Origin of the sequence: Leisingera sp. ANG-M1 (assembly GCF_000813745.1) — a bacterium.
In the GTDB taxonomy this organism is placed as follows: domain Bacteria; phylum Pseudomonadota; class Alphaproteobacteria; order Rhodobacterales; family Rhodobacteraceae; genus Leisingera.
The window spans coordinates 42,789-63,387 of sequence record NZ_JWLC01000035.1; the positions used below are offsets into that span (position 1 = coordinate 42,789).

The 20,599-nt window shown below is 62.8% G+C and carries 16 protein-coding genes; 10 read left to right on the forward strand and 6 right to left on the reverse strand.

From position 1 onward, the window contains the following. Nucleotides 1-120: 120 nt before the first annotated feature. Both RA19_RS24420 and RA19_RS24425 read left to right on the forward strand, forming a co-directional pair. The gene (locus tag RA19_RS24420) at nucleotides 121-870 is read left to right on the forward strand and encodes a substrate-binding periplasmic protein (RefSeq protein WP_039168116.1); all 750 of its coding nucleotides are present in this window, start codon (nucleotides 121-123) and stop codon (nucleotides 868-870) included. A gap of 34 nt (nucleotides 871-904) precedes the next feature. Beyond that, nucleotides 905-3,601 carry an ATP-binding protein gene (locus RA19_RS24425; protein WP_193748332.1) on the forward strand — a complete coding sequence of 899 codons (2,697 nt, stop codon included), beginning with the start codon at nucleotides 905-907 and terminating at the stop codon, nucleotides 3,599-3,601. On the opposite strand, the gene RA19_RS25995 is transcribed toward RA19_RS24425, so the two are convergent. The 6 genes from RA19_RS25995 to RA19_RS24455 form a co-directional block, all read right to left on the reverse strand. Continuing rightward, nucleotides 3,583-4,395, reverse strand: a complete 813-nt coding sequence (locus RA19_RS25995; RefSeq protein ID WP_052262046.1) for a response regulator — start codon at nucleotides 4,393-4,395, stop codon at nucleotides 3,583-3,585. The genes RA19_RS24425 and RA19_RS25995 overlap by 19 nt on opposite strands. A 347-nt stretch (nucleotides 4,396-4,742) precedes the next feature. After that, complete coding sequence (locus RA19_RS26000; RefSeq protein WP_082020677.1) at nucleotides 4,743-6,734, reverse strand: putative bifunctional diguanylate cyclase/phosphodiesterase; 1,992 nt, start codon at nucleotides 6,732-6,734, stop codon at nucleotides 4,743-4,745. Between the two features lie 237 nt (nucleotides 6,735-6,971). Further along, on the reverse strand, nucleotides 6,972-8,810 hold the full coding sequence (locus RA19_RS24440) for a gamma-glutamyltransferase family protein (protein WP_039168123.1): 1,839 nt from the start codon (nucleotides 8,808-8,810) through the stop codon (nucleotides 6,972-6,974). 3 nt (nucleotides 8,811-8,813) lie between these two features. Further along, nucleotides 8,814-10,247, reverse strand: a complete 1,434-nt coding sequence (locus RA19_RS24445; RefSeq protein ID WP_039168127.1) for an aldehyde dehydrogenase family protein — start codon at nucleotides 10,245-10,247, stop codon at nucleotides 8,814-8,816. A gap of 14 nt (nucleotides 10,248-10,261) precedes the next feature. Then, complete coding sequence (locus tag RA19_RS24450) at nucleotides 10,262-11,656, reverse strand: aminotransferase (protein WP_039168130.1); 1,395 nt, start codon at nucleotides 11,654-11,656, stop codon at nucleotides 10,262-10,264. 111 nt (nucleotides 11,657-11,767) lie between these two features. Next, nucleotides 11,768-12,685, reverse strand: a complete 918-nt coding sequence (locus RA19_RS24455) for a LysR substrate-binding domain-containing protein (RefSeq protein WP_039168131.1) — start codon at nucleotides 12,683-12,685, stop codon at nucleotides 11,768-11,770. Between the two features lie 126 nt (nucleotides 12,686-12,811). On the opposite strand from RA19_RS24455, the gene RA19_RS24460 reads away from it, so the two are divergent. The 8 genes from RA19_RS24460 to RA19_RS24495 form a co-directional block, all read left to right on the forward strand. Then, nucleotides 12,812-14,008 carry a M24 family metallopeptidase gene (locus tag RA19_RS24460; protein ID WP_039168134.1) on the forward strand — a complete coding sequence of 399 codons (1,197 nt, stop codon included), beginning with the start codon at nucleotides 12,812-12,814 and terminating at the stop codon, nucleotides 14,006-14,008. Between the two features lie 23 nt (nucleotides 14,009-14,031). Further along, nucleotides 14,032-15,006, forward strand: a complete 975-nt coding sequence (locus RA19_RS24465; RefSeq protein ID WP_052262048.1) for a TRAP transporter substrate-binding protein — start codon at nucleotides 14,032-14,034, stop codon at nucleotides 15,004-15,006. A 62-nt stretch (nucleotides 15,007-15,068) separates the two neighbouring features. Further along, entirely contained in the window at nucleotides 15,069-15,599 is a 531-nt protein-coding gene (locus RA19_RS24470; RefSeq protein WP_193748333.1) for a TRAP transporter small permease, read from the forward strand. Nucleotides 15,600-15,608: 9 nt separating this feature from the next. Continuing rightward, nucleotides 15,609-16,916 (forward strand): TRAP transporter large permease, encoded by a 1,308-nt coding sequence (locus tag RA19_RS24475; protein WP_039168137.1) that lies wholly within the window; start codon nucleotides 15,609-15,611, stop codon nucleotides 16,914-16,916. A 101-nt stretch (nucleotides 16,917-17,017) separates the two neighbouring features. Continuing rightward, the gene (locus RA19_RS24480) at nucleotides 17,018-17,446 is read left to right on the forward strand and encodes a universal stress protein (protein ID WP_039168139.1); all 429 of its coding nucleotides are present in this window, start codon (nucleotides 17,018-17,020) and stop codon (nucleotides 17,444-17,446) included. Nucleotides 17,447-17,455: 9 nt separating this feature from the next. After that, complete coding sequence (locus tag RA19_RS24485; RefSeq protein ID WP_039168141.1) at nucleotides 17,456-18,199, forward strand: maleate cis-trans isomerase family protein; 744 nt, start codon at nucleotides 17,456-17,458, stop codon at nucleotides 18,197-18,199. A gap of 21 nt (nucleotides 18,200-18,220) precedes the next feature. Further along, complete coding sequence (locus RA19_RS24490) at nucleotides 18,221-19,753, forward strand: acyl--CoA ligase (RefSeq protein WP_052262050.1); 1,533 nt, start codon at nucleotides 18,221-18,223, stop codon at nucleotides 19,751-19,753. Further along, nucleotides 19,750-20,599: ketopantoate reductase family protein (locus RA19_RS24495; RefSeq protein ID WP_052262051.1), on the forward strand; the 850-nt coding region annotated here is incomplete at its 3' end. The genes RA19_RS24490 and RA19_RS24495, both read left to right, overlap by 4 nt.

Here is a 20,599-nt window from a genome sequence, read left to right on the forward strand (position 1 = left end):
TGAGAGACGAAAAAGTTCCGCTGCCAGCGTAATTTTTCTGCCGCCCCCTGCGCCTTGCCGCACCGGAAGGGCCGGGCGTAAAGTTGCGGCGCAACACGGATTGAAAGGCTGCCCAGGACGATGACCCGGCTGTTTCGCACCCTCCTGCTGACATGCGCCCTGGCGCTAGCCGCCCTGCGGCCCGCCCTAGCCGCGGAAACCTGGGTGATGGGCGCGATGGAGGATTTCGCCCCCTTTAACTACATGGACAACGGCACCTTCACCGGCATCGACGTGCAGATCATGGACGAGGCCGCCGCGCTGATCGGTGTTACGCTGGATCACCGCCCGGTGCCCTGGAAACGGATGCTGCTGGATTTTGAAGGCGGCAAGTTCGATGGGGTGTTTCAGCTGACCCCGACCGCAGCCCGGTTTGAGAAATGGCACCTGGCCGGCCCCTTGCGCACCACCCGCTCGGTCTATGTGACCCGGGACGACAGCCCGCTGCAGGACATCCGCTCGCCCGCGGAACTGGACGGGCTGGTGGTCGGCCTGGTTGCAGGCTTCACCTACGAGGAAGGCTTTGACAGCAATCCGGCAATCCGGCGCGAGATGTCGCAGGACGATTTCAACAACATCCGCAAGCTGCTTCTGGGCCGCTCGGACGTGATCGTTGGCGGCCACGCCACCCTCGCCTATACCGCCCGGCAACTGAACGCCTGGGACAAGCTGCGGGTACTGCCGACCCCACTGGTCGAACTTGGCCGCTACGCCGCCTTCCCGCGCACCGCCGAGGGCGCCGCCAATGCACAGCGCCTGCAACAGGCGCTGGACCAAATGCACGCAAGCGGCCGCATTCAGGAGATCATGCGCTCCGCCCTGAACCGCTGAGCCTTAACCGATGCGGCGCCTCTCCTTTCAGAAAATGGGCATCACTCCTAAGATCGCCCTTGCCGCGGCAGCGCTCGGGGTGCTCTCGGGGCTGGTCCTCGGCGTTTTCACCCTGGTTCTGGAAAGCAGCCAGCGGGTTGAGACCGCGCGGCTCAACGCCGACCGGGTGGTGCGCGCCACCCTGCCCCGGGCCGAGGTCGCCTATTGGGAGGTCGACGTGCCGGACGTCGGCGCCATCCTTACCGGTCTGCTAGCGGACCCAGTGATCACAAGGGTCTGGATCGAAGACCCTCTGCTCACGGACGCGCTGCGCAAAAGCACCGGCCTGGGCGACCTCTCGGCCGCAGACCCGCCGCCTGCAGGCCCGCCGCTGATCGCCCGCCTCCTTGGCATGCCCGGCAACGAAGCCGAAACCCACAGCTACCCGCTCCTCAGCCCGCGCGACGGCTCCGAAATCGGCCGCCTGAACGTCACCTTCTCCTTCCACGGCGTGCAGGTGGAAATGGTAGCCCGCGGCTTTGTGGTGCTGGGCTCCAGCATCCTGCAGACGCTGCTGGTGACCGCCGTCATCTTCCTGGCCATGCAGCAGACCGTGATCCGCCCCATCGCCCGGCTGCAATCCGCCGCACTGCGGGTGCGCGACGGCCACCGGTTCGAGCTCAAGGGCCGCGACCGGAAGCTGTTCGACGTCAGCCGCCGCGACGAGATCTCCCGCCTTGCCCGCGCTTTCCACCGCACCGTGGGCGAACTGGAGGAAAGCCGCGACAACCTGCAAGGTCTAGTTGATGAGCGCACTCGCGAGCTGGTCACTGCCCGCAACGAGGCAGTCGAGGCTTCGCAGGCCAAATCCACCTTCCTGGCAAATATGAGCCACGAACTCAGAACCCCGATGAACGCCATCATCGGCCTGTCGGAAATCCTCCAGCGTGACGGCTACACCGACCAGACCCACCGCCACCTGACCGACATGCGTGCCGCCGCGGCGCATCTGTCGCAGAATATCGACTCGGTGCTGGACCTCTCCAAGATCGAGGCGGGGGAGCTGAAGCTGGAACAGGTCTGGTTCCCGCTGGACGAGTTCCTCGACACGGTGATGATCCAGACCCGCGCGCTGATGCAGGACAAGCCGGTCCGCCTCAGTTGGGATTACGACCCGGCCTTGCCAAGCAGCATCTGCGCCGACCCTCTGCGGCTGCGGCAGGTGATGATGAACTTCGCGTCCAACGCGGTGAAATTCACCAGCCAGGGTGAAATCCGGCTTGAGGCCGGTTGCACCGCGGGGCCGGATGGCACAACCCGCCTGTCGCTGCGGGTCCGCGACACCGGCATCGGCATCTCCCCTGCCGAACTGGAGGAGATTTTCAAACCTTTCGGCCAGGCTGACAATTCCACCACCCGGCAATACGGAGGTACCGGCCTTGGCCTGTCGATTGCCCAGCGTCTGGTACAGCAGATGGGCGGCCGGCTGGAGGTTGACAGCACCAAGGGCGTAGGCTCTTGTTTCACCCTGCATCTGCAAGTGCCCGCCCGGATGCCGCCCCCCCCGCGCGCGCGCGCAGGGCAGCTGCGCCTCCTGGGCACCACCGGGCCACTGCAGCAGATCCGCACCATGGCCGCGCGCGCAGGCTACGCGCTGGCAGATAATCCCGCCGCGCCCCGGGTCACGATTGCCGAAGACGCCCTCACCTTCGCGCCCGCACCTCAGGACACCCCCGCCAGCCGCATCGCGCTGCCGGTCACCCACAGCGAGTTTCTGACCGCCATGCAAGGACTCGACCACAGCGGTTGGCAATCCTCCGGCCGGCCGGCCCCTTTGGCCGGGCGCGAGCTGCTTGTGGTCGAGGACGACCGCATCAACCTCTCTGTCTTCGTCTCCCTGACCGAGGGCCTGGGCGCTAAGGTCCGTACCGCCCGCAACGGGCTTGAGGCTGTGGAGCAAGCCGCCTGCGCCCTGCCGGATCTGATCGTGATGGATCTGCATATGCCCTTGATGGACGGGCACCAGGCCTTTCAGGTTCTCAAAACTGAACACGGAGAGCAGTTGCCGCCAGTTGTTGCGGCTTCGGCCAACGCAACCTCGGAGGAGCATCGGCGCTGCACCGAAGCGGGTTTTGCCGGCTTCCTTTCCAAACCGGTAGACCCGGCGCGGCTGGAGGAAGCGCTGGTGCAGCTTTTGGCAGAAGACCGGCGGCCAACGGGTCTCAACCAAGCCAAGGGCCGTTTGTTTGCGGGGGGCGATGAGGCGCTTTACCAGCAGAACCTGATGAGGTTTCGTGAACGGCTCAAGGATTGGACGTTGCACTTGTCCCAGCCGGAACAAACACGCAGTGCGGCAGGCATTGCAGAACTCCTGCATGTGATCCGCGGCGCTGCCGGAACGGTTGGAGCCAGCGGTTTGGCCCGTTTGGCAGCGCAGGCAGAATCCGGGCAGGCAGAGGCAGAGGATTTGCTGCCGGTTATGCGCGCCCTTTCGCTGGAGCTGACAAACATCGGGGCAAAGCCCGACAGCGCCGGGCCTGCCGCGGTACCGGCCGTCCAACTGGCCCAATTGATTGAAAACAACGATGTCGCGGCGTTGGGCGTAGCTAGGGAGTTGCTGCGGGCTCAAAACGGCAACGTGCCCGAAGCTCAGTGCAACGATCTTCTCAGTGCATTAGAACGATTGGATTTTCCGTCAGCCCGTGCCGCGCTGGAGATCCTTGCGCATGGGCTTCAGGACGACCGGAACTGATCGATCTCGCCCGCAAGACGGGCCAGAATTCCCTCAGCCCGTTCCAAGCGGTCGGCCCGGCGTGACAACAGATCTGACAAGGCCGCGGTGGATTGGCGCAGCTCGATGTGGGTACGGATCCGGGCACGCAGCACAGCCGGCACAACCGGACGGGAAATGAAATCGCAGGCTCCCAGCTCAAGGCCGCGGGTTTCGTCATCGGGGTCATCCAGGCTTGTCACGAAAATTACCGGGATGTCGGCGAGACTGGCGGTGGCCTTGATCTGGCGGCAGGTTTCATATCCGTCCATACCCGGCATGCGGATATCCAGCAAAATCAGATCCACGGTGTTGCCTGACAGATAGGACAACGCCTTCTGCCCCGAGGTTTGGGCAATCACCCGATAGCTGCCGCACAGCAGGCCATGCAGATGGTGGATGTTCTGGGGCGTGTCATCGACAACCAGAAGAGACGGAAGGTCTTCGCTGTCAGGCGGCGGCACCAGATCTGCCGCACCGGCTGGCCGGCTTGCGGCTTCACCGGCCAGTTCCTGTGCCAAAGCGGCGATGGCCCAAAGATTGGGGGATACCGTACTGAAAAACTGCTCCCCCAGCAGGCCCATCGCAGCCCGGTTGGCATCACGTGCGAAAAGTGTAACTCCAAGATGCGCCTCTAGAGCCCGGATTTGGCGGCTCACAGCCTCACGCGAGACATTCAGTTCTTCTGCTGCGGCAGTAAATGAGCCCAGCCGGGCCGCCGCTTCGAAGGCCACCAGCGAAGTCAGCGGAGGCAGTTTCTTTTTCAGATGTGTCATGGGAAGCCATCTGACGCGAAACCGCCTGTCCGCTCAATAGACGGTGAGGATTTTCCAGCCTTGAACGTCCGGCGCTTGCCAGTTTTCCTTGGCACACATTGAACCGGGTCCGGACAAGAAGCCCTTGGAAACCGATTGCAGCTGTTACCGCTTCGTGGAAACGTCATATAGAGCCGCGTCTGGGACAGCGATGCCGGAAATGGCCGGATGATCGAGGCTTCATGCGCGGGCGCAATTTTGCAAAGGCCGCGGTTGCATCAAAGGGATTGGCGGCAAGATTGGTGCCACCTCCCCGGAACAGCTCAGGTCAGGACGGCTTCGGGCCGGCCGCGCCAATAGCGTCAGTTTTATGCCCGCTGCCCTTTCCTTTCCTGCAGGAGCATTTGCAGTGCACCGTCCGCTGGCACGGGGCGGCCGAAAAAATAGCCCTGGTACTGATCGCAGGCAAGCTGATCAAGCAGCTCGGCATGGCGCTGGCTTTCGACGCCTTCGACCGTTACCTTCAGCCCAAGCTTCCCTCCAAGTGTAACAATTGTTTCGATAATTTCCCTGTAGCGGGCGTTATCAAAGTCAAACCCTTCCAGGAAAACCCGGTCAATTTTCAGCTTGTCAAAATCATACTTCCAAAGGTAGCCAAGACTGGAATAACCGGTTCCAAAGTCATCCATTGCAATGGAAATCCCCAACCGTTTCAGGGCTACAAGCTGGTTTGACACGCATTCCTCATCTGAGATCAGAAGGCTTTCGGTGATTTCCAGCTCCAGGCGGCTTGCCGGGAAATCATGTTCCGTCAGCATATGCTCAACCATCTCGTCCATATCGCCGGATTTAAACTGTGCGGGTGACAAGTTGATGGAGAGGCCGATGTCTTCCGGCCATTGCTTTGCCGCGGTTATCGCCTTGGAGAACATTTGCCGCCCCAAATCCTGAATGAGGCCTGCCTCCTCAGCGACGGGAATAAACTCGCTGGGTGAAATCCGCTTGCCGCAATTGTCGTTGATGCGCAGCAGCGCTTCAAAACCGACGATGGCGCGGGAGTGTTGTGCGACCAAGGGCTGATAGTGAATGTCAAATTCCGACTTGCTGACCACTTCCCGGATGCGGCGTTCGACCTCGCGGCGGCGGAGCATGGCGACATCCAGCTCCCGGAAGTAGGGCTGCCTGTTGTTCCGGCCAAGGCTTTTCGCGTGGTAAAGCGCAAGGTCGGCTGCATGCAGCGATTGCTGTGTGTCGGATTGGGCGCCGGCCAGGTACTGGCCGATACTGACGCTGGCCTGAATTGTCGTGCCTCTATAGGTGAAAGGCTGCCGTGCGCCAGCCAGGATCCTGTCTCCGATCTGCGCGAGGTCCGCCTCGCTGGCATTCGGCATCGCAATCACGAACTCGTCCCCGCCCATGCGCCCGACAAGATCGCCGCTTCGGGTTTGGGAAACAAGTAACGATGCGATATGCGAAAGAAAGGCGTCGCCAAATTCATGGCCGTGCAGATCGTTGATATACTTGAACTTATCGACATCCAGGAAGAAGATGCCGATCTCATTGTACTGTGTTCTGTCGGAGAACCTCGCATGGATTTCAGCATTCAGCGTTTGGCGGTTCAAGGCGCCGGTCAACGCATCCTGCCTGCTGGCCTTGCGCAGATGCTCCTTCTGGGAAAAGGTCTCTTCTCGCTTCCAGACGTAGGCAAGCGTAGGCAGCGCGTACACCAGCGCAAAAACGATCGGCAGGATGGACCCAACCCACTCCAGCAGTTCTTTGTACGGTGCGGCAATGTCCGACTTATCCAGATACAGGTGAATGACTCCCAGTGTCTCTCCGCTGGCATGTTTTGCGGGGACATAGGCATCAACAAAGACATCCACCCCGCCCCTGCGGTTGCTGCGCTCAATCACCACGACCTGGGGGCTGTCTGATGCTGCGACTTGTGCCGCAGTTTCGTTAACAGGGTAATTCTCGCTGTTTTCCAAGACGCCGTCATCGGCAGTGTACTGGATCCGCCCTTCAGCGTCATAGACATTGAAGGCATAGGCGTTGGCGAAAGAAATAGCCGCGTTGATGACTTCGCTTTGCTGCGCGCTCAGGGCATTGCCGGTTAACAGGCTGTCTGCATTGGCGGGCAGGGACGCCTGGAACCCTTCGGCCCAAGCCATGGCATCCATGCGCGCATGATTTTCAAGAGCCTTCCCGATTGCGTCATTGAGAAACAGATGCACGCCGTAAAGGAGCGCACCGGTCAGAGCGACGAGAAAAAACACTGGCACTAGAAACCTGCCCCCAGGGAAGGCGTGCTTGAATCGTTTGACCGGCAACCGCAAGTATTTTGCTTTTTGTCCCAACATGCAGGCACAATCGGGCGGCCACTCTTAAAATGGGATTTTCGGGGGCGATAAAAGAAAATAAAACTGAACATCCGCAGAGAGTGCTTGTCCCCCTGCGGTGTTCGAAAAGCGTTCGCTTCCAAAGCAATCGCCAGGATCAATGAAGTTATCGTTTCTGCAGGGCTGCGCTTTGTGGAAGGCCCCGGGCACTATGTGTGCTTTTGGTTCCTTTATGGCCGCATGTTCACTTGGTCCCGCTTACCTGGCCACAGCAAGGCCCTGCATGCCCCGCGCGCTGGAGGCCCCGCCAAGGGAACTGTCAGAATTGACATAGCTGGCGGAGAGGTAGCCCTCGCTCCAGGCTCCGGAAAACCCCAGGTCATGGCCTTTGCTGCGCAAGGCCTCCGCAATTGCCGGATCAACCCGGTCCTCGATGTTCAGCCTGCCGGGATGGGCCTGGCGCGGAAAGAAGGAGTTCGGCCAGTGCAGAGAGTGGAAGCCCGGCGCGTCGATGGCCTGCTGCGGCGTCTGGCCCAGAACCAAATGCCGGATCAGAAAGGCAAGCTGCCATTGATCCTGCTTGTCGCCCCCAGGGGTTCCGCAGGCCATGTAGCCGGATCCGTCCGCGCGGGTGACGATTGTGGGCGTCAGCGTGGTGCGCGGGCGTTTTCCCGGTGCCAGGGCGTCCGGCGCCTTGGGGTCCAGGCGCATCATCTGCAGCCGTGTTCCCAGGCAGACCCCAAGCTCTGGGATCACCGGCGAGGATTTCATCCATCCGCCTGACGGTGTTGCCGACACCAGGTTGCCCCAGCGATCGGCCACGTTGATATGGCAAGTGTCGCCGCGGACAACCCCGTTGCGGCCTTCCGCCGGCAGGTCATCCTTGGCCACCGTCGGCTCGCCGATCCCGGCCGCCGCCAGTGTTGCGGCATCCATCTTGATGCGGCAGGCAGCGTCATAATCGACAGGGCAGCCAAAACCAGGGATCTGCCCTGGGTTCCAGGCATTGTTTGCTGTCTCATTGATCAACTCCGCCCGCTGGGCGGCGTAACCGTCACTCAGGAGTTGCTCCAGCGGCACTTTCACAAAATCCGGATCGCCGTAGAAACACTCTCTGTCGGCATAGGCTAGCTTCATCGCTTCAGTCAGCAAGTGATAAAATCCGGCGCCGTCCCGCAGCTGCTCCAGGCCCTTTGCCTTGAGGATCTGGACCGCCTGAAGCATCGCCGGGCCCTGGCTCCAGGGTCCGCACTTCTGGATCTGGTACTCGCCAAGCCCGGCTGAGACCGGTTCCTCATAGGCGGCCGACCAGCCGGCCAAGTCCTCTGCCGTGATCAGCCCGCCATTGCGTTGGCCGGTGATGTCGAGGAAGGACTGCGTGGCGCAGAATTCGCTGATGGCCTCCGCCACAAACCCCGCTTTCCAGCAGGTGCGCGCCGCTTCGATCTGCGCTTGCCGGTCCGGCCCGGCAGCCTGGGCCTCGGCCAGAACCCGCTGCCAGGTGGCGCCCAAGGCGGGGTTTTTCAGGAAAGACCCGACCTCCGGCAAAGCGCCGCCGGGCAGGTAAACCGCGGCATTGCTGTGCCATTCACTGCGGAACAGGCCTTCCATCAGGCGGATCGCCTTGGCCAGCCGCGGCACGCAAGGCACCCCCTGCAAGGCGTAACCGATCGCAGGCTCCATGATGGTGTCCAGCGGCAGCGAGCCACAGTCGCGCAACAGCAGCATCCAGGCATCAAACGCCCCGGGGATGGCGGCCGCCAAAAGCCCGGTGCCCGGGATTGTGCTGATGCCCAAATCTTCAAACTTCTGTATCGTCGCGGCGGCCGGTGCCGGGGCCTGGCCGCAGATCACCCGGGTCCGCCCCTTGGCCGCATCATGCAGCATGATCGGCACTTCACCCAAGGGACCGTTCAGATGCGGTTCCGCCACCTGCAGCACCAGCCCGGCTGCCACCGCGCCGTCAAAGGCATTGCCTCCCAGCTCCAGCATCCGCATTGCAGTCTGCGCCGCCAGCCAATGGGTGGAACCCGCGGCGCCGAAGTGGCCGCGCACGTCGGGGCGGGTGGTGAAAGGCGGGTTGAAAGGATCCGTCATGATTTACCCCAGCACATGGGCGCATTTGATCTGCGTATAAAACTCCTGGACATAAGGTCCCTGTTCCTTGGGACCATAGCCCGAGGCCTTGCGTCCGCCAAAGGCGGCCCGGTAGTCGCCGCCCGAGGTCGGCAGGTTGACGGTCACCATGCCGGTGTCCGAGTGGCGTTTGAAATGCTGCGCGTGTTTCAGGGACTGGGTATAGATCGCGGCGACGAGGCCGAATTCGGTGTCATTGGCGAGCGCCAGCGCGTGATCGTAATCATCCGCCGGGATCACACAGCCGATGGGGCCGAAGATCTCCTCCTGCGCGATGCTCATGCTGTTGTCCGCATCAGCAAAAACCGCGGGCGAAAAGTAGAAACCGTCGTGCTCCCGCTGCAGCCGTTCGCCGCCGGTGGTCAAAGTGGCACCGGCCGCCCTGCCCTGGCTGATGTAATGCTCATTAGTGCGCAGCTGGCTTTCATCCACCACCGGCCCGATCACCGTATCCGCCGCCAAGGCATGGCCGACGCGCGCCGATTGCACTTTGGCGGTCAGGCGGCTCACGAATTCATCATAAACGCCCCTGGTCACGATAAAGCGGCTGGAAGCTGTGCATTTCTGCCCGGTGCCGGTGTAAAGCCCGGCAAAGGCCCCGGCGATGGCCGCCTCCATATCGGCGTCATCCAGCACCACCATCGGGCTCTTGCCGCCCAGCTCCAGCTGGATCTTGGCAAAATGTTCAACAGCCTGGCTGGCAAGGCGGCGCCCCACTCCGGTTGAGCCGGTGAAGGAGATCCCCTTGACCCGCTTGTCGGTCACCAAGGCATTGGCCACCCGGCCCGGCGACATCACCAGGTTGACCACCCCGTGCGGCACGCCGCAGCGGTGCAGGATATCCACCAGCGCCCAGGCGCTGGCCGGCACCAGCGAGGCCGGCTTAAACACCACCGTGTTGCCGTAGGCCAGGGCCGGCGCGATTTTCCAGGCCGGGATGGCGATCGGGAAGTTCCAGGGGGTGATGATGCCCACCACGCCCAGCGGCTCGCGGATCACCTCGACCTCGGCGCCATCGCGGATCGAGTCCAGCTTGTCGCCGCGGTCGCGCAGGCACTCGCCGGCGTAAAACCGGAACAGCTGCGCCGCGCGGATGACTTCGCCAGTGGCATCAGCGCGCGTCTTGCCCTCTTCGCGGGCCAGCAGCTCTCCCAGTTCCTCCTTGCGGGCAAACAGCTCGGCCGACACCGCATAGAGGATCTCAGCGCGCCGTGCGACATTGGTGACCCGCCAGGCCGGGAACGCCTGGCTGGCTGCCTCGATTGCGTCTTCCATCTGGGCTTCGCCGCCATTGGCATAAATGCCCACGGTGTCCGAGACATCCGACGGGTTGATGTTGATGTTTTCTGCAGCCCCAGCAACCCACTCGCCGCCGATCAGGTTCTTGAACAGTTCCATGTCACCCCTCCCAATCAGCCGGTCAGGCCCTGGGCCTGGTATTCGGCATAAGCCGCGTCAATAGTGGCGCGGACCTTGGCGATGATCTCGTCGCACTCGGCCTCAGTTATGATCAGCGGCGGCGACAGGCAGATGGTTTCGCGCAACGCCCGCAAGAGGATGCCGTTCTCGGCCGCCTTGGCGTTCAGCATCGCGGGCAGCCCGTGTTCGGGCTGGAACCGGGCGCCGGTTTCCTTGTTCAGGATGAAGTCCATGCCGGCAACCAGGCCGACACCGCGCACCTCGGCCACCATCGAGTGGTCCGCCAGCGCCTGCAGCCCCTCCTGGAACCGCGCGCCAACCTTGCGGACGTTGTCCAGAACGTTGCGCTCTTCCATGATGTTCAGCGTTTCCAGGGCAACTGCAGCCGCCACCGGGTGCGCGCCATAGGTGTAGCCATGGGCAAACATGCCAAAACCCGCCGCCTGCGATTTGATCGCGCCATAGACCTTTTCATTAATCATCGTGGCCGACATCGGAATGTAGCCCGAGGTCAGCTGTTTGGCGCAGGAGATGATATCGGGCTCCATGCCAAAGGTGGTTGAGCCCCACATCTCCCCGGTGCGCCCGAAGCCGCAGATCACCTCGTCGGCGACCAGCAGGATATCGTATTTGCGCAACACTTTCTGGATTGCCGCGAAATAGCCCTTGGGCGGCAGGATCACCCCGCCCGCGCCGATCAGCGGCTCGGCAAAGAAGGCCGCCACCGTGTCCGGCCCTTCGGCCAGGATCATCTGCTCCAGTTCATCCGCCTGGCGCTGCGAGAATTCCTCTTCGCTTTCGCCTTCCAGATGGTTGCCGGTGTACTGCGGCGCGGTGTCCGTATGCAGGAACCCGGGCAACGGCAGGTCGAACCCTTTGTAAAAGTTCGGCAGGCCGGTGAGGCTGGCGCCGATCACCCCGGTGCCGTGGTAGCTCTTGAGCCGGGTAATGATCTTCTTCTTCTGCGGCTTGCCGATAGCGTTGTGGTAATACCAGATGATCTTGACCGCAGTGTCGTTGGATTCCGAGCCGGAGCATTGGAACATCACCTTGGACATCGGCACCGGCGCCATCGCGATCAGCCGCTCGGCCAGTTCCGGAACCGGTGAGGCAACCTTGTGGTGGAAGGCCTGGTAGTAGGGCAAGGACCGCATCTGGTGGGCAGCAGCTTCGGCCAGCCGCTCTTCGGAGAAACCCAGCGACGCGCACCACAGGCCGGACGCCGCCTCGATATAGCGCTTGCCGTCCTCATCGGTGACATAGGCGCCCTCTCCCTGCGACAGGATCAGCGGGCCCTGGTCCTCATGTGCGGTGGGATTGGTTTGCGGATGCAGGTGATAGTCCACATCGCGGGCGGAATTGGTTGCAGCATTGGACGGGTAGGACATTGAGCCGGCTCCTGATTGAGGAAGGCCGCAAGACGGCCGGTTTGGCGGGAGGCTAGGAGCAGCGCCACCATTCCGTCAAATTGCGTTTTTTTGGCTCAGCATAACGCCAGGCTATGCTTGCAGTCGCTTTTGCATGTCCTTTTCGGTGGCCCGGGCCTGGTCCTGCAAATGCGCGATTAAATGGGCGGACAGTTTCGACTGCTGCCAGTGCTCCGGCGTCATCACGCTGGTTTCAAAAGAAAACTCCGGCTCAAACGCGCGGGCAACCAGACCGGAGTCCAGGTGGTATGACGCGGACAGCATGTCCACCAGGGCCACCCCTACCCCGTTCTTCACCAGCTGGCAGGCCACATGAGTGGAAAACGTGTCGATGTAGCGTTTCGGCTTGAATTTCCGGTCTTCCAGCACCCCTTCCAGTGCCAGCCGCCAGCGGTCGAAGTTCTTCAGCGTCACCACATCCTCGTTTTCCAGATCCGCCGCCTCAACGCTCCAGAACTCTGCCAGCCGGTGGTCGCTGCGCATGACACAGACCAGCGGCAGCGACATCAGCGGGCGGGTTTCGATGCCGGGAATGTCTTCTCCTGTCGTTAGCCCCAAGCCGAAATCCGCCCGCCTTGCGGCAACAGATTGCGAAATCCAGCGCGAACTGCGCACCGGCAGGGAAAAAGACACCCCTTCATGCTCGGTCATGAACGGCGCCAGTTTCTCCGGCAGCCAGAACTGTGCCAGCAGCGGCATCGCGGCGATTGTCACCTCCCCGTGGCGGTTGTGCTTCAAATCCTCGGCAAAGCTGCGCAACTGACCCAGGCCGGTGTAAACCCGCCCGATCTGATCATAGAGTGCCTGCCCCTCGCGAGTTGCGATCAGCCGGTTTCCGGTACGGGCAAACAGCTTCAGGCCCAGATCGTATTCCAGCAGTTTCAGATGCTTGGACACTGATGGCTGGGTGACATTCAGCCGCTCGGCGGCTTCTGTAACAGAGCCGTAATCCATGATGGCTTTGAAGATTTCGATCTGGCGGATGTTCATCGTGGCATTCCTTTTTTTAAAACTGGAGTGCAAAAAATGTATTAGAAGCTATCTCCGTCTTACCGCAGTCTTGATCCAGAACACAACAAGCAGAGCCTGCCCGGCGGCAGGGATGGATTGAGACACATGCATGCACTGACGCAAAGCCAGCAGGAGATCATGAACGCCCAGCGGCAGATCTGGCCGCAGGAGCTGAGCTTTCCCGAAGAGGATTTTGCCGCCCGGCTGGCGCGGGTTCAGCAGGACCTGCACAGCAAGGATCTGGACGGCGCGCTGCTGTTTGATCCCGAAAACATGTTCTGGCTGACCGGTTATCAAACCATCGGCTATTTCACTTTTCAGGCCATGTATGTGCCCGCGGCAGGCAAGCCGGTGGTGATCACCCGTGTGGTGAACCGCGACATGGCGCTGGCGCTGCCGACCATTGCCGCCGCAGTGCCGGTGTTCGACACCCAAGACCACATCGCCGTTCTTGCGGAATTCCTGAACCAGACCGGTGCGCGCCGGCTCGGGTTGGAAACCGTCAGCCGCTACCTGAATGTCTCCGACCACCGCCGCCTGGAAGCCGCGGCAGAGGTGCCTTTCACCGACTGGAACGGAACCATCGAGCAGTTCCGCATGATCAAGAGCCCGGCGCAGCTGGATCGGATGCGGGCCGCCGCACGGGCGGTGGAGGCGGGCATTGATGCGGCCTTGAAGGAGATCGCGCCGGGCAAGACCGACAACGACCTCGCCGCGGCGCTGATCGGCGGCTCGACCCGGGCGGGCAGCGAGTATTTTGGCCATCCGCCGATGGTGGTGGCCGGCCCGCGCAGCGAACTGTGCTTTGCGCTTTGGCGCCGCAACACCATCCAGAAAGGCGACGTAGTGCTGCTGGAAGGTGCCGGCGTGGTCGACCGTTATCACGCGCTGATGTCGCGTTCAGCGGTGGTGGGGAAACCAACCGACGAACACAAGGCAACCGCCGAGGCGCTGAATGAAATCCTGGAAACCGCGGTGGACAACATCAAGCCCGGCCTGACCGCCGGTGAGATCGACCACCTTTGCCGCGCCCGCGTCGAGGCCAAGGGGCTGGGCAAATACTTCAAAAGCCGCACCGCCTACGGCATCGGCATCGGCTTCCCGCCGAACTGGGCCGAGGGCCACATCTACAGCATCCGGCCGGACGACCCGCTGGTGATCCAGCCGAACATGACCTTTCACATCATTCCGACAATGTTCCGCGAGGGCTTTGGCATGGCCATCAGCGATAGCGTGTGCGTGACGGAATCCGGGTGTGAAGTGCTGACCCGCTATCCCCGCGACCTGGTTGTCGTGGACTGAAAGCAACGTAATGGGAGGATACTATGCTTGACCAAACCAAAACACTCGCAGCCGCCGCAGCGCTGGCCCTTGCCGGGACTGCAGCCACTGCCGAAATATGGGACATGCCCGCGGCCTATGGCGCCGGCAACCATGTGACCAAGTCCTACATCGCCTTTGCCGAAGAGGTCACCAAAAACTCCGGCGGCGATCTGGAGATCGTGGTGCATCCGGGCGGCTCGCTTTATGCCGGTGCCGAAATCCTGCGCGCGGTGCGCTCGGGGCAGGTGCAGGCCGGCGGCCGCTACATGGGGGCGCATGCCAAGGAAGACAGCATCTTCGGCCTTGATACCGTGCCCTTCCTGGCCACCAATTTCGGCGACGCGCAAAAGCTCTACGACGCTTCCCGTCCGGCCATCGAGGCCGCCTTGGAAGAGCGAGGCATGAAACTGCTGTTCATGGCGCCCTGGCCGCCGCAGGGCCTGTTCCACCGCAATGAAATCAACTCGATGGCGGATATGGCAGGCACAAAGTTCCGCGCCTATGACGCCACCACTTCGCGCCTGGCGGGGCTGATGGGGGCAGTGCCGACCACCACCGAAGCCACTGAGATCAGCCAGGCCTTCTCGACCGGCGTTGCGGATTCGATGATCGGCTCCGGCGCCATCGGGGTGTTCCAGAAACTGTGGGATTACGTCGACAACTTCTACCTGGTGAACGCCTGGATCCCGAAATCCGCCGCCATCGTCAACAAGGACGCCTGGGACGCGCTGAGCCCGGAAACCCAGGCCGTTGTCGAAGCCGCCGCCGCCAAGGCCGAAGCGGACGTCTGGGACGCGGTTGCAGACGTGACTGCAGGCTACAACCAGACCCTGGCGGAAAACGGCATGAAGGTTTCGGAACCCTCCGCGCAGCTGATGGGCGAATTCCAGGCCATCGGTGAAACCATGTCGGCGGAATGGGCCGGGAACGCCAGCGGTGCGGGCAAGGCCGCCATGGATGCCTACAAAGGCAACTGACCCCCGCTTGCCAGTCCTGCCCCGGAGCCATGGGTTCCGGGGCCTTTCCGAAGGAGAATGAAATGCCTGGTTTGTTTCAGTTTCTCGACAGGGCGCTGCACCGCCTCTACCGTTTGTGCGGCTTCCTTGCTGCCGGTTTCATCGCGCTGATCGTGGTGCTTGTCATGATCCGGATCGGCTCCCGCCTCGGCGGCTTTTATATCCCCGGTCTCAGCGAATATTCCGGCTACTGCCTGGCGCTGGCGGGGGCTTTGGGGCTTGCCTATACCTTTGGCGAGCACGGCCATATCCGGGTGGAAATGCTGATCGAAGGGCTGCGGCAGAAATCACGCTTCCGCCTGGAGATCCTGGTGCTGTGCGTCGCCACTGCCTTCTCCAGCTACCTGGCGTGGTACACCGCCAAGCTTGCCTATGTCTCCTACCTTTATGACGACATCAGCTCAAAGTCCGACGAGATCCACCTGGTGATCCCGCAGACGCCGTTTGCCTTGGGCTGGAGCATCTTCACCCTGTGCCTGTTCCACACGCTGATCCGCGCGCTCGCCACCAAAGAGCTGGGCTACCTGCAGCACAAGGGCACCGCAGGGCATTGAGGACCAATCATGTATGAAATCGCACTCACACTCCTGCTGGTATCCTCGCTGCTGGTGTTCCTGGCCGGCGGCCTGTGGATCGGGCTTTCGCTGATGGGCGTCGGCTTCCTGGCGATGACGGCCTTTACCAGCCGCCCCGTCGGCGATGCCCTGGCAACCGTTGTCTGGTCGCACACCTCACTGTGGGGGCTGGCCTCGCTGCCGGTGTTCATCTGGATGGGCGAGATCCTGTTCCGCACCCGGCTGTCGGAGAGCCTGTTCAACGGGCTTGGTCCCCTGATGCGGCGGATGCCCGGCGGGTTGATCCATGTGAACATCGTCGGCTGCGTCACCTTTGCCGCCATCTCCGGCTCTTCCGCCGCGACGCTGGCCACCATTGGCAAGATCACCGTGCCGGAGCTGCGCAAGCGCGGCTACCCGGACAAGATGGCCTATGGCACGCTGGCAGGCGCCGGCACGCTGGGACTGCTCATTCCGCCGTCGATCACCATGATCGTCTATGGCGTCACCGTGCAGGAATCCATCGGCCGCCTGTTCATTGCCGGCATCCTGCCGGGGCTGATGCTCGCCGGCCTGTTCATCGGCTATGTCATGCTGTGGGGCATCTTCACCGAAGAGGGCCGCAAACACCGTGAAGAACGGGCCTCCTGGCGTGAAAAGCTGGCAGGCGCCCGCGAGCTGGCGCCAGTGGTGGGCCTGATCATCGGCGTGATCGGCTCGATCTACCTCGGCATCGCCTCTCCGACCGAGGCCGCCGTCTTGGGCGTTCTGGGCGCCCTGCTGCTGTCGGCCCTGCAGGGCTCGCTGAGCTGGGACAGCTTCCAGGCCTCGCTGATGGGTGCGACCAAGACCACCTCGATGATCATGCTGCTTTTGGCCGGTTCCGCCTTTCTGACGCTCGCCATGGGCTTCACCGGCTTGCCGCGGGCGCTGGCGGACTGGATCGGCGCGATGAACCTGTCGCCCTGGACACTGATTGCCGCGCTGACCCTTTTCTACATCATCCTGGGCATGTTCCTGGACGGGATTTCCGCTATCGTGCTGACCATGGCGGTGATCGAACCGCTGGTGCGCGGCGCGGGCATCGACATGATCTGGTTTGGCATCTTCGTGGTGCTGGTCGGCGAAATGGCGATGATCACCCCGCCGGTCGGCTTCAACCTGTTCCTGGTGCAGTCGATGACCGGCCGCGACATCGGCTTCATTGCCAAATCCGCGATCCCGATGTTCCTGCTGATGGTGGTGGGGGTGATCCTGCTCACCGCCTTTCCGCAGATCGCCCTGTGGCTGCCCGAGTTCATGAACCAGAAGAACTGACACCCCGCCGCCTGGCCTGCAGGCCGGGCGTCAGACCCAAACATCCGGCAACGGTTTTAGAGGCGAAGGCGCAGCTGCCCCGCCGCCATGAGGAGTTTGCTATGTACAGACACATCCTGGTCCCGCTGGATCTGCGCCAGCCCAAGGCCCACGCCAAAATCCTGGACACCGTGCAGCAGCATTTCTGCGACGCTCAGGCCGCGCTCCATCTGGTGACGGTGCTGCCCCATGACGAAAGCCTCGGAATTCTGTCGCAATTCATCCCCGAAGGCTTTGAAGAGGCGCAGGAAGCCCGCGCCCTGGAGAGCCTGGAACAGATCGCGGCAGGCCTGGACGGGCGCTTTGTCAGTGTCACCCCGCATGTGCGCAGCGGCAACGTCTATGTCGAGGTGCTGGCCCAGGCGGAACAGGCAAAGGCCGACCTGATCATCCTCGGCGCCCATAAACCCGAACTGAAAGACTACCTGCTGGGCCCCTCTGCGGCGCGCATCATGCGCCACGCGGACTGCTCGGTCCTGGTGGTGCGATAGGAGAAACCCATGACCTTCACACCTGACTTCGACGCTGGCCCGCATGCCCGCGCGCAGCTCGGCTTTATCGCTGTGGCCAACGCCGACCTGACCGAGCGGGACATGTTCCTGACGAAACCTGAAGGGGTCGGCGTGCATTTCACCAGGGTGCGGATGCCCAAGATCTGCACCGTGGACAGCCTGGCGGCGATGGAGGAAGGGCTGGACGATGCCCTCGACACGCTGATGCCCGCCCGCGAGGACACCGATGTCATCTGCTACAACTGCACCGCAGGCAGTTTTGTCATCGGCGAGGACACCATCACCGCCAAGATGCGGGCCAAGCGCCCGGGTGTGCAGGCCACAACCCTGCTGACCGGGGCCGTCACAGCGATGAAGGCGATGAACGCCGGCAGGATCGCCCTGGGCACCGCCTACACCGATGACATCAACCGCATGGAGGCCGGGTATTTCGAGACCCAGGGCATTTCCTGCGTTTCCGTCGAAGGGCTGTCGCTGATGACCGACGCCGAGATGAACCGGGTCACCCCCGAAAGCCTGCTGGCCTTTGCCGAATACGTGGACCGTCCGGATGCGGATGCCGTGTTCCTCAGCTGCGGCGCCCTGCGCTCCATCGAGGTTCTCGACGCCGCGGAACAGCGGCTGGGCAAGCCGGTGCTGGCCTCCAACCAGACCAGCATGTGGCACTGCCTGCGGCTGGCCGGTGTCGAGGACAGGATTCAGGGCTATGGCGCCCTGCTGCGCGATCTCTGAGCAATTCCAGGAGGGTAACTCATGAAAACCATCGGCCAAATCCTGTCCGCCGCCCCGCCCGATGCCATCGCCATCCGCGCGCCCGGCCAAAACGCGCTCACTCACGGCGCCCTTAGCCGCTTTGTTGCCGAGACCGGCGGCGTCCTGCGCCAGGCCGGCATCACGCGGGCGGACCGCGCCGCCATCGTGCTGCCCAACGGCGCCGCAATGGCAACCGCCTTCCTGGCAGTGGCAAACGCCTGCACCGCCGCGCCCCTGAACCCGGCTTACACCCAGGACGAATTCAAATTCTACCTGCAGGATCTGAACGCCAAGCTGCTGATCACCGACAGCGCAGACGGGCCGGCTGCCCAGGCGGCAAACGCGCTGGGTATCCGGGTGGCCGCTATCCGCACGGAGCCAGGTGCCCCGGCAGGCATCTTCTCCCTGCCGCTGGACCCAGGCCCCGCGGTTCCTCTGCAAGAGGCACGCCCGGCGGACGAGGCGCTGGTGCTGCACACGTCCGGCACCACATCGCGGCCCAAGATCGTGCCCTTGTCGCAAGCCAATGTGTCCGCCTCCGCCGCCAATGTCGCGGCCTCGCTGGCGCTGACACCGGCCGACACCTGCATGAACATCATGCCGCTGTTCCATATCCACGGGCTGATTGCGGCGGTGCTCTCGTCGCTGCACGCAGGCGGCAGCATCTATTGCACACCGGGTTTCAATGCGCTGAAAGTTTTTGCCTGGCTGCAGGACGCCGCCCCCAGCTGGTACACCGCAGTCCCCACCATGCACCAGGCGATCCTGTCCCGCGCCGCACGCAATCAGGAGGCGGTCAGCACGGCAAAGCTGCGTTTCATCCGCTCCTCTTCGTCTTCGCTGCCGCCGCAGGTGATGGCAGAGCTGCAAGAGACCTTCGGCTGCCCCGTGGTCGAGGCCTACGGGATGACCGAAGCCGCGCATCAGATGACTTCGAACCCGGTTGAACCCGGCAAGCAGAAACCCGGCTCGGTTGGTTTGGCTGCAGGCCCCGATGTGCGCATCTGGGACGGGACCATCCTGACCGAAGAGGCTGATATTCTAGGTGAAATCGTGATCCGCGGCGCCAATGTCACAGCAGGCTATGAGGCCAACGAGAAAGCCAACGCCGAGAACTTCTTTGCCGACCCCGACGGCAATGGCACCTGGTTCCGGACCGGCGACCAGGGCCGGTTCGATGCCGAAGGCTACCTGTCGATCACCGGCCGCCTGAAGGAGATCATCAACCGCGGCGGCGAGAAGATCTCGCCGCGCGAAGTGGATGAAATCCTGATAGACCACCCCGCAGTGGCCCAGGCGGTGACCTTTGCCGTGCCGCACAAACAGCTGGGTGAGGAACCCGCCGCCGCAGTGGTGCTGCGCGACGGTGCCACGGCGCAGCCGCAAGATATCCGCGCTTTTGCCGCAGAACGCCTCGCGGGCTTCAAGGTGCCGCGCCAAGTGCTGATCCTTGATGAAATCCCCAAAGGCGCCACGGGCAAGCTGCAGCGGATCGGCCTGCATGAAAAACTGAGGCTGGGGGCGGAGGCATGACCCGCATCTGCATCTTTGGCGCCGGCGCCATCGGCGGCTACCTAGCCCATGCGCTGCACAAGGGCGGCGCCGAGGTCAGCCTGGTGGCCCGCGGGCCGCATCTGCAAGCTATTCAGGAAAACGGGCTGACCTTCATTAAGGACGGTGTCTCTGAGACAATCCGCCTGAAGGCCAGCGCCGATCCAGCAGACCTCGGCCCGCAGGACTATGTCATTATCGCGCTCAAGGCCCATTCTGTCTCCCAGATCGCGCCCCGGTTCAAACCGCTGCTGACCAAGGAGACGGTGATTGTCTCCGCCGTGAACGGCATTCCCTGGTGGTACTTCTACAAGGCAGAGACGGGCACCCCAATGGACAACACCTGGGTCGAAACGGTTGACCCCGGCGGCGCCCAATGGAAAGCCTTCGGCCCCGAACGCGCCATCGGCTGCGTCGTCTACCCGGCTTGTGAGGTGCCCGAGCCGGGTGTGGTCCGCCACAAAAGCGGCGATCGCTTCACCCTGGGGGAACCGGATGGCAGCCGCAGCGAGCGGGTGATGCATCTATCCAAGCTGATGCGCGCAGGCGGCCTGCGCGCGCCGGTCAAGCCGCGCATCCGGGATGAGCTTTGGATCAAGCTTTGGGGCAATTGCTCTTTCAACCCGGTTTCTGCCCTGACTGGGGCCAGCCTTGACCTGATCGGCGCCGATGCCGCCTGCCGCACAGTGATCCGCGACGCCATGACCGAATGCCGCAAGGTCGGCGAAGCCGCGGGCGCGCGCTTCACCGTCGGCATCGAGCGGCGCATCCAGGGCGGCGCCGACATCATCGGCCACAAACCCTCCACCCGCCACGACGTCGAGCAGA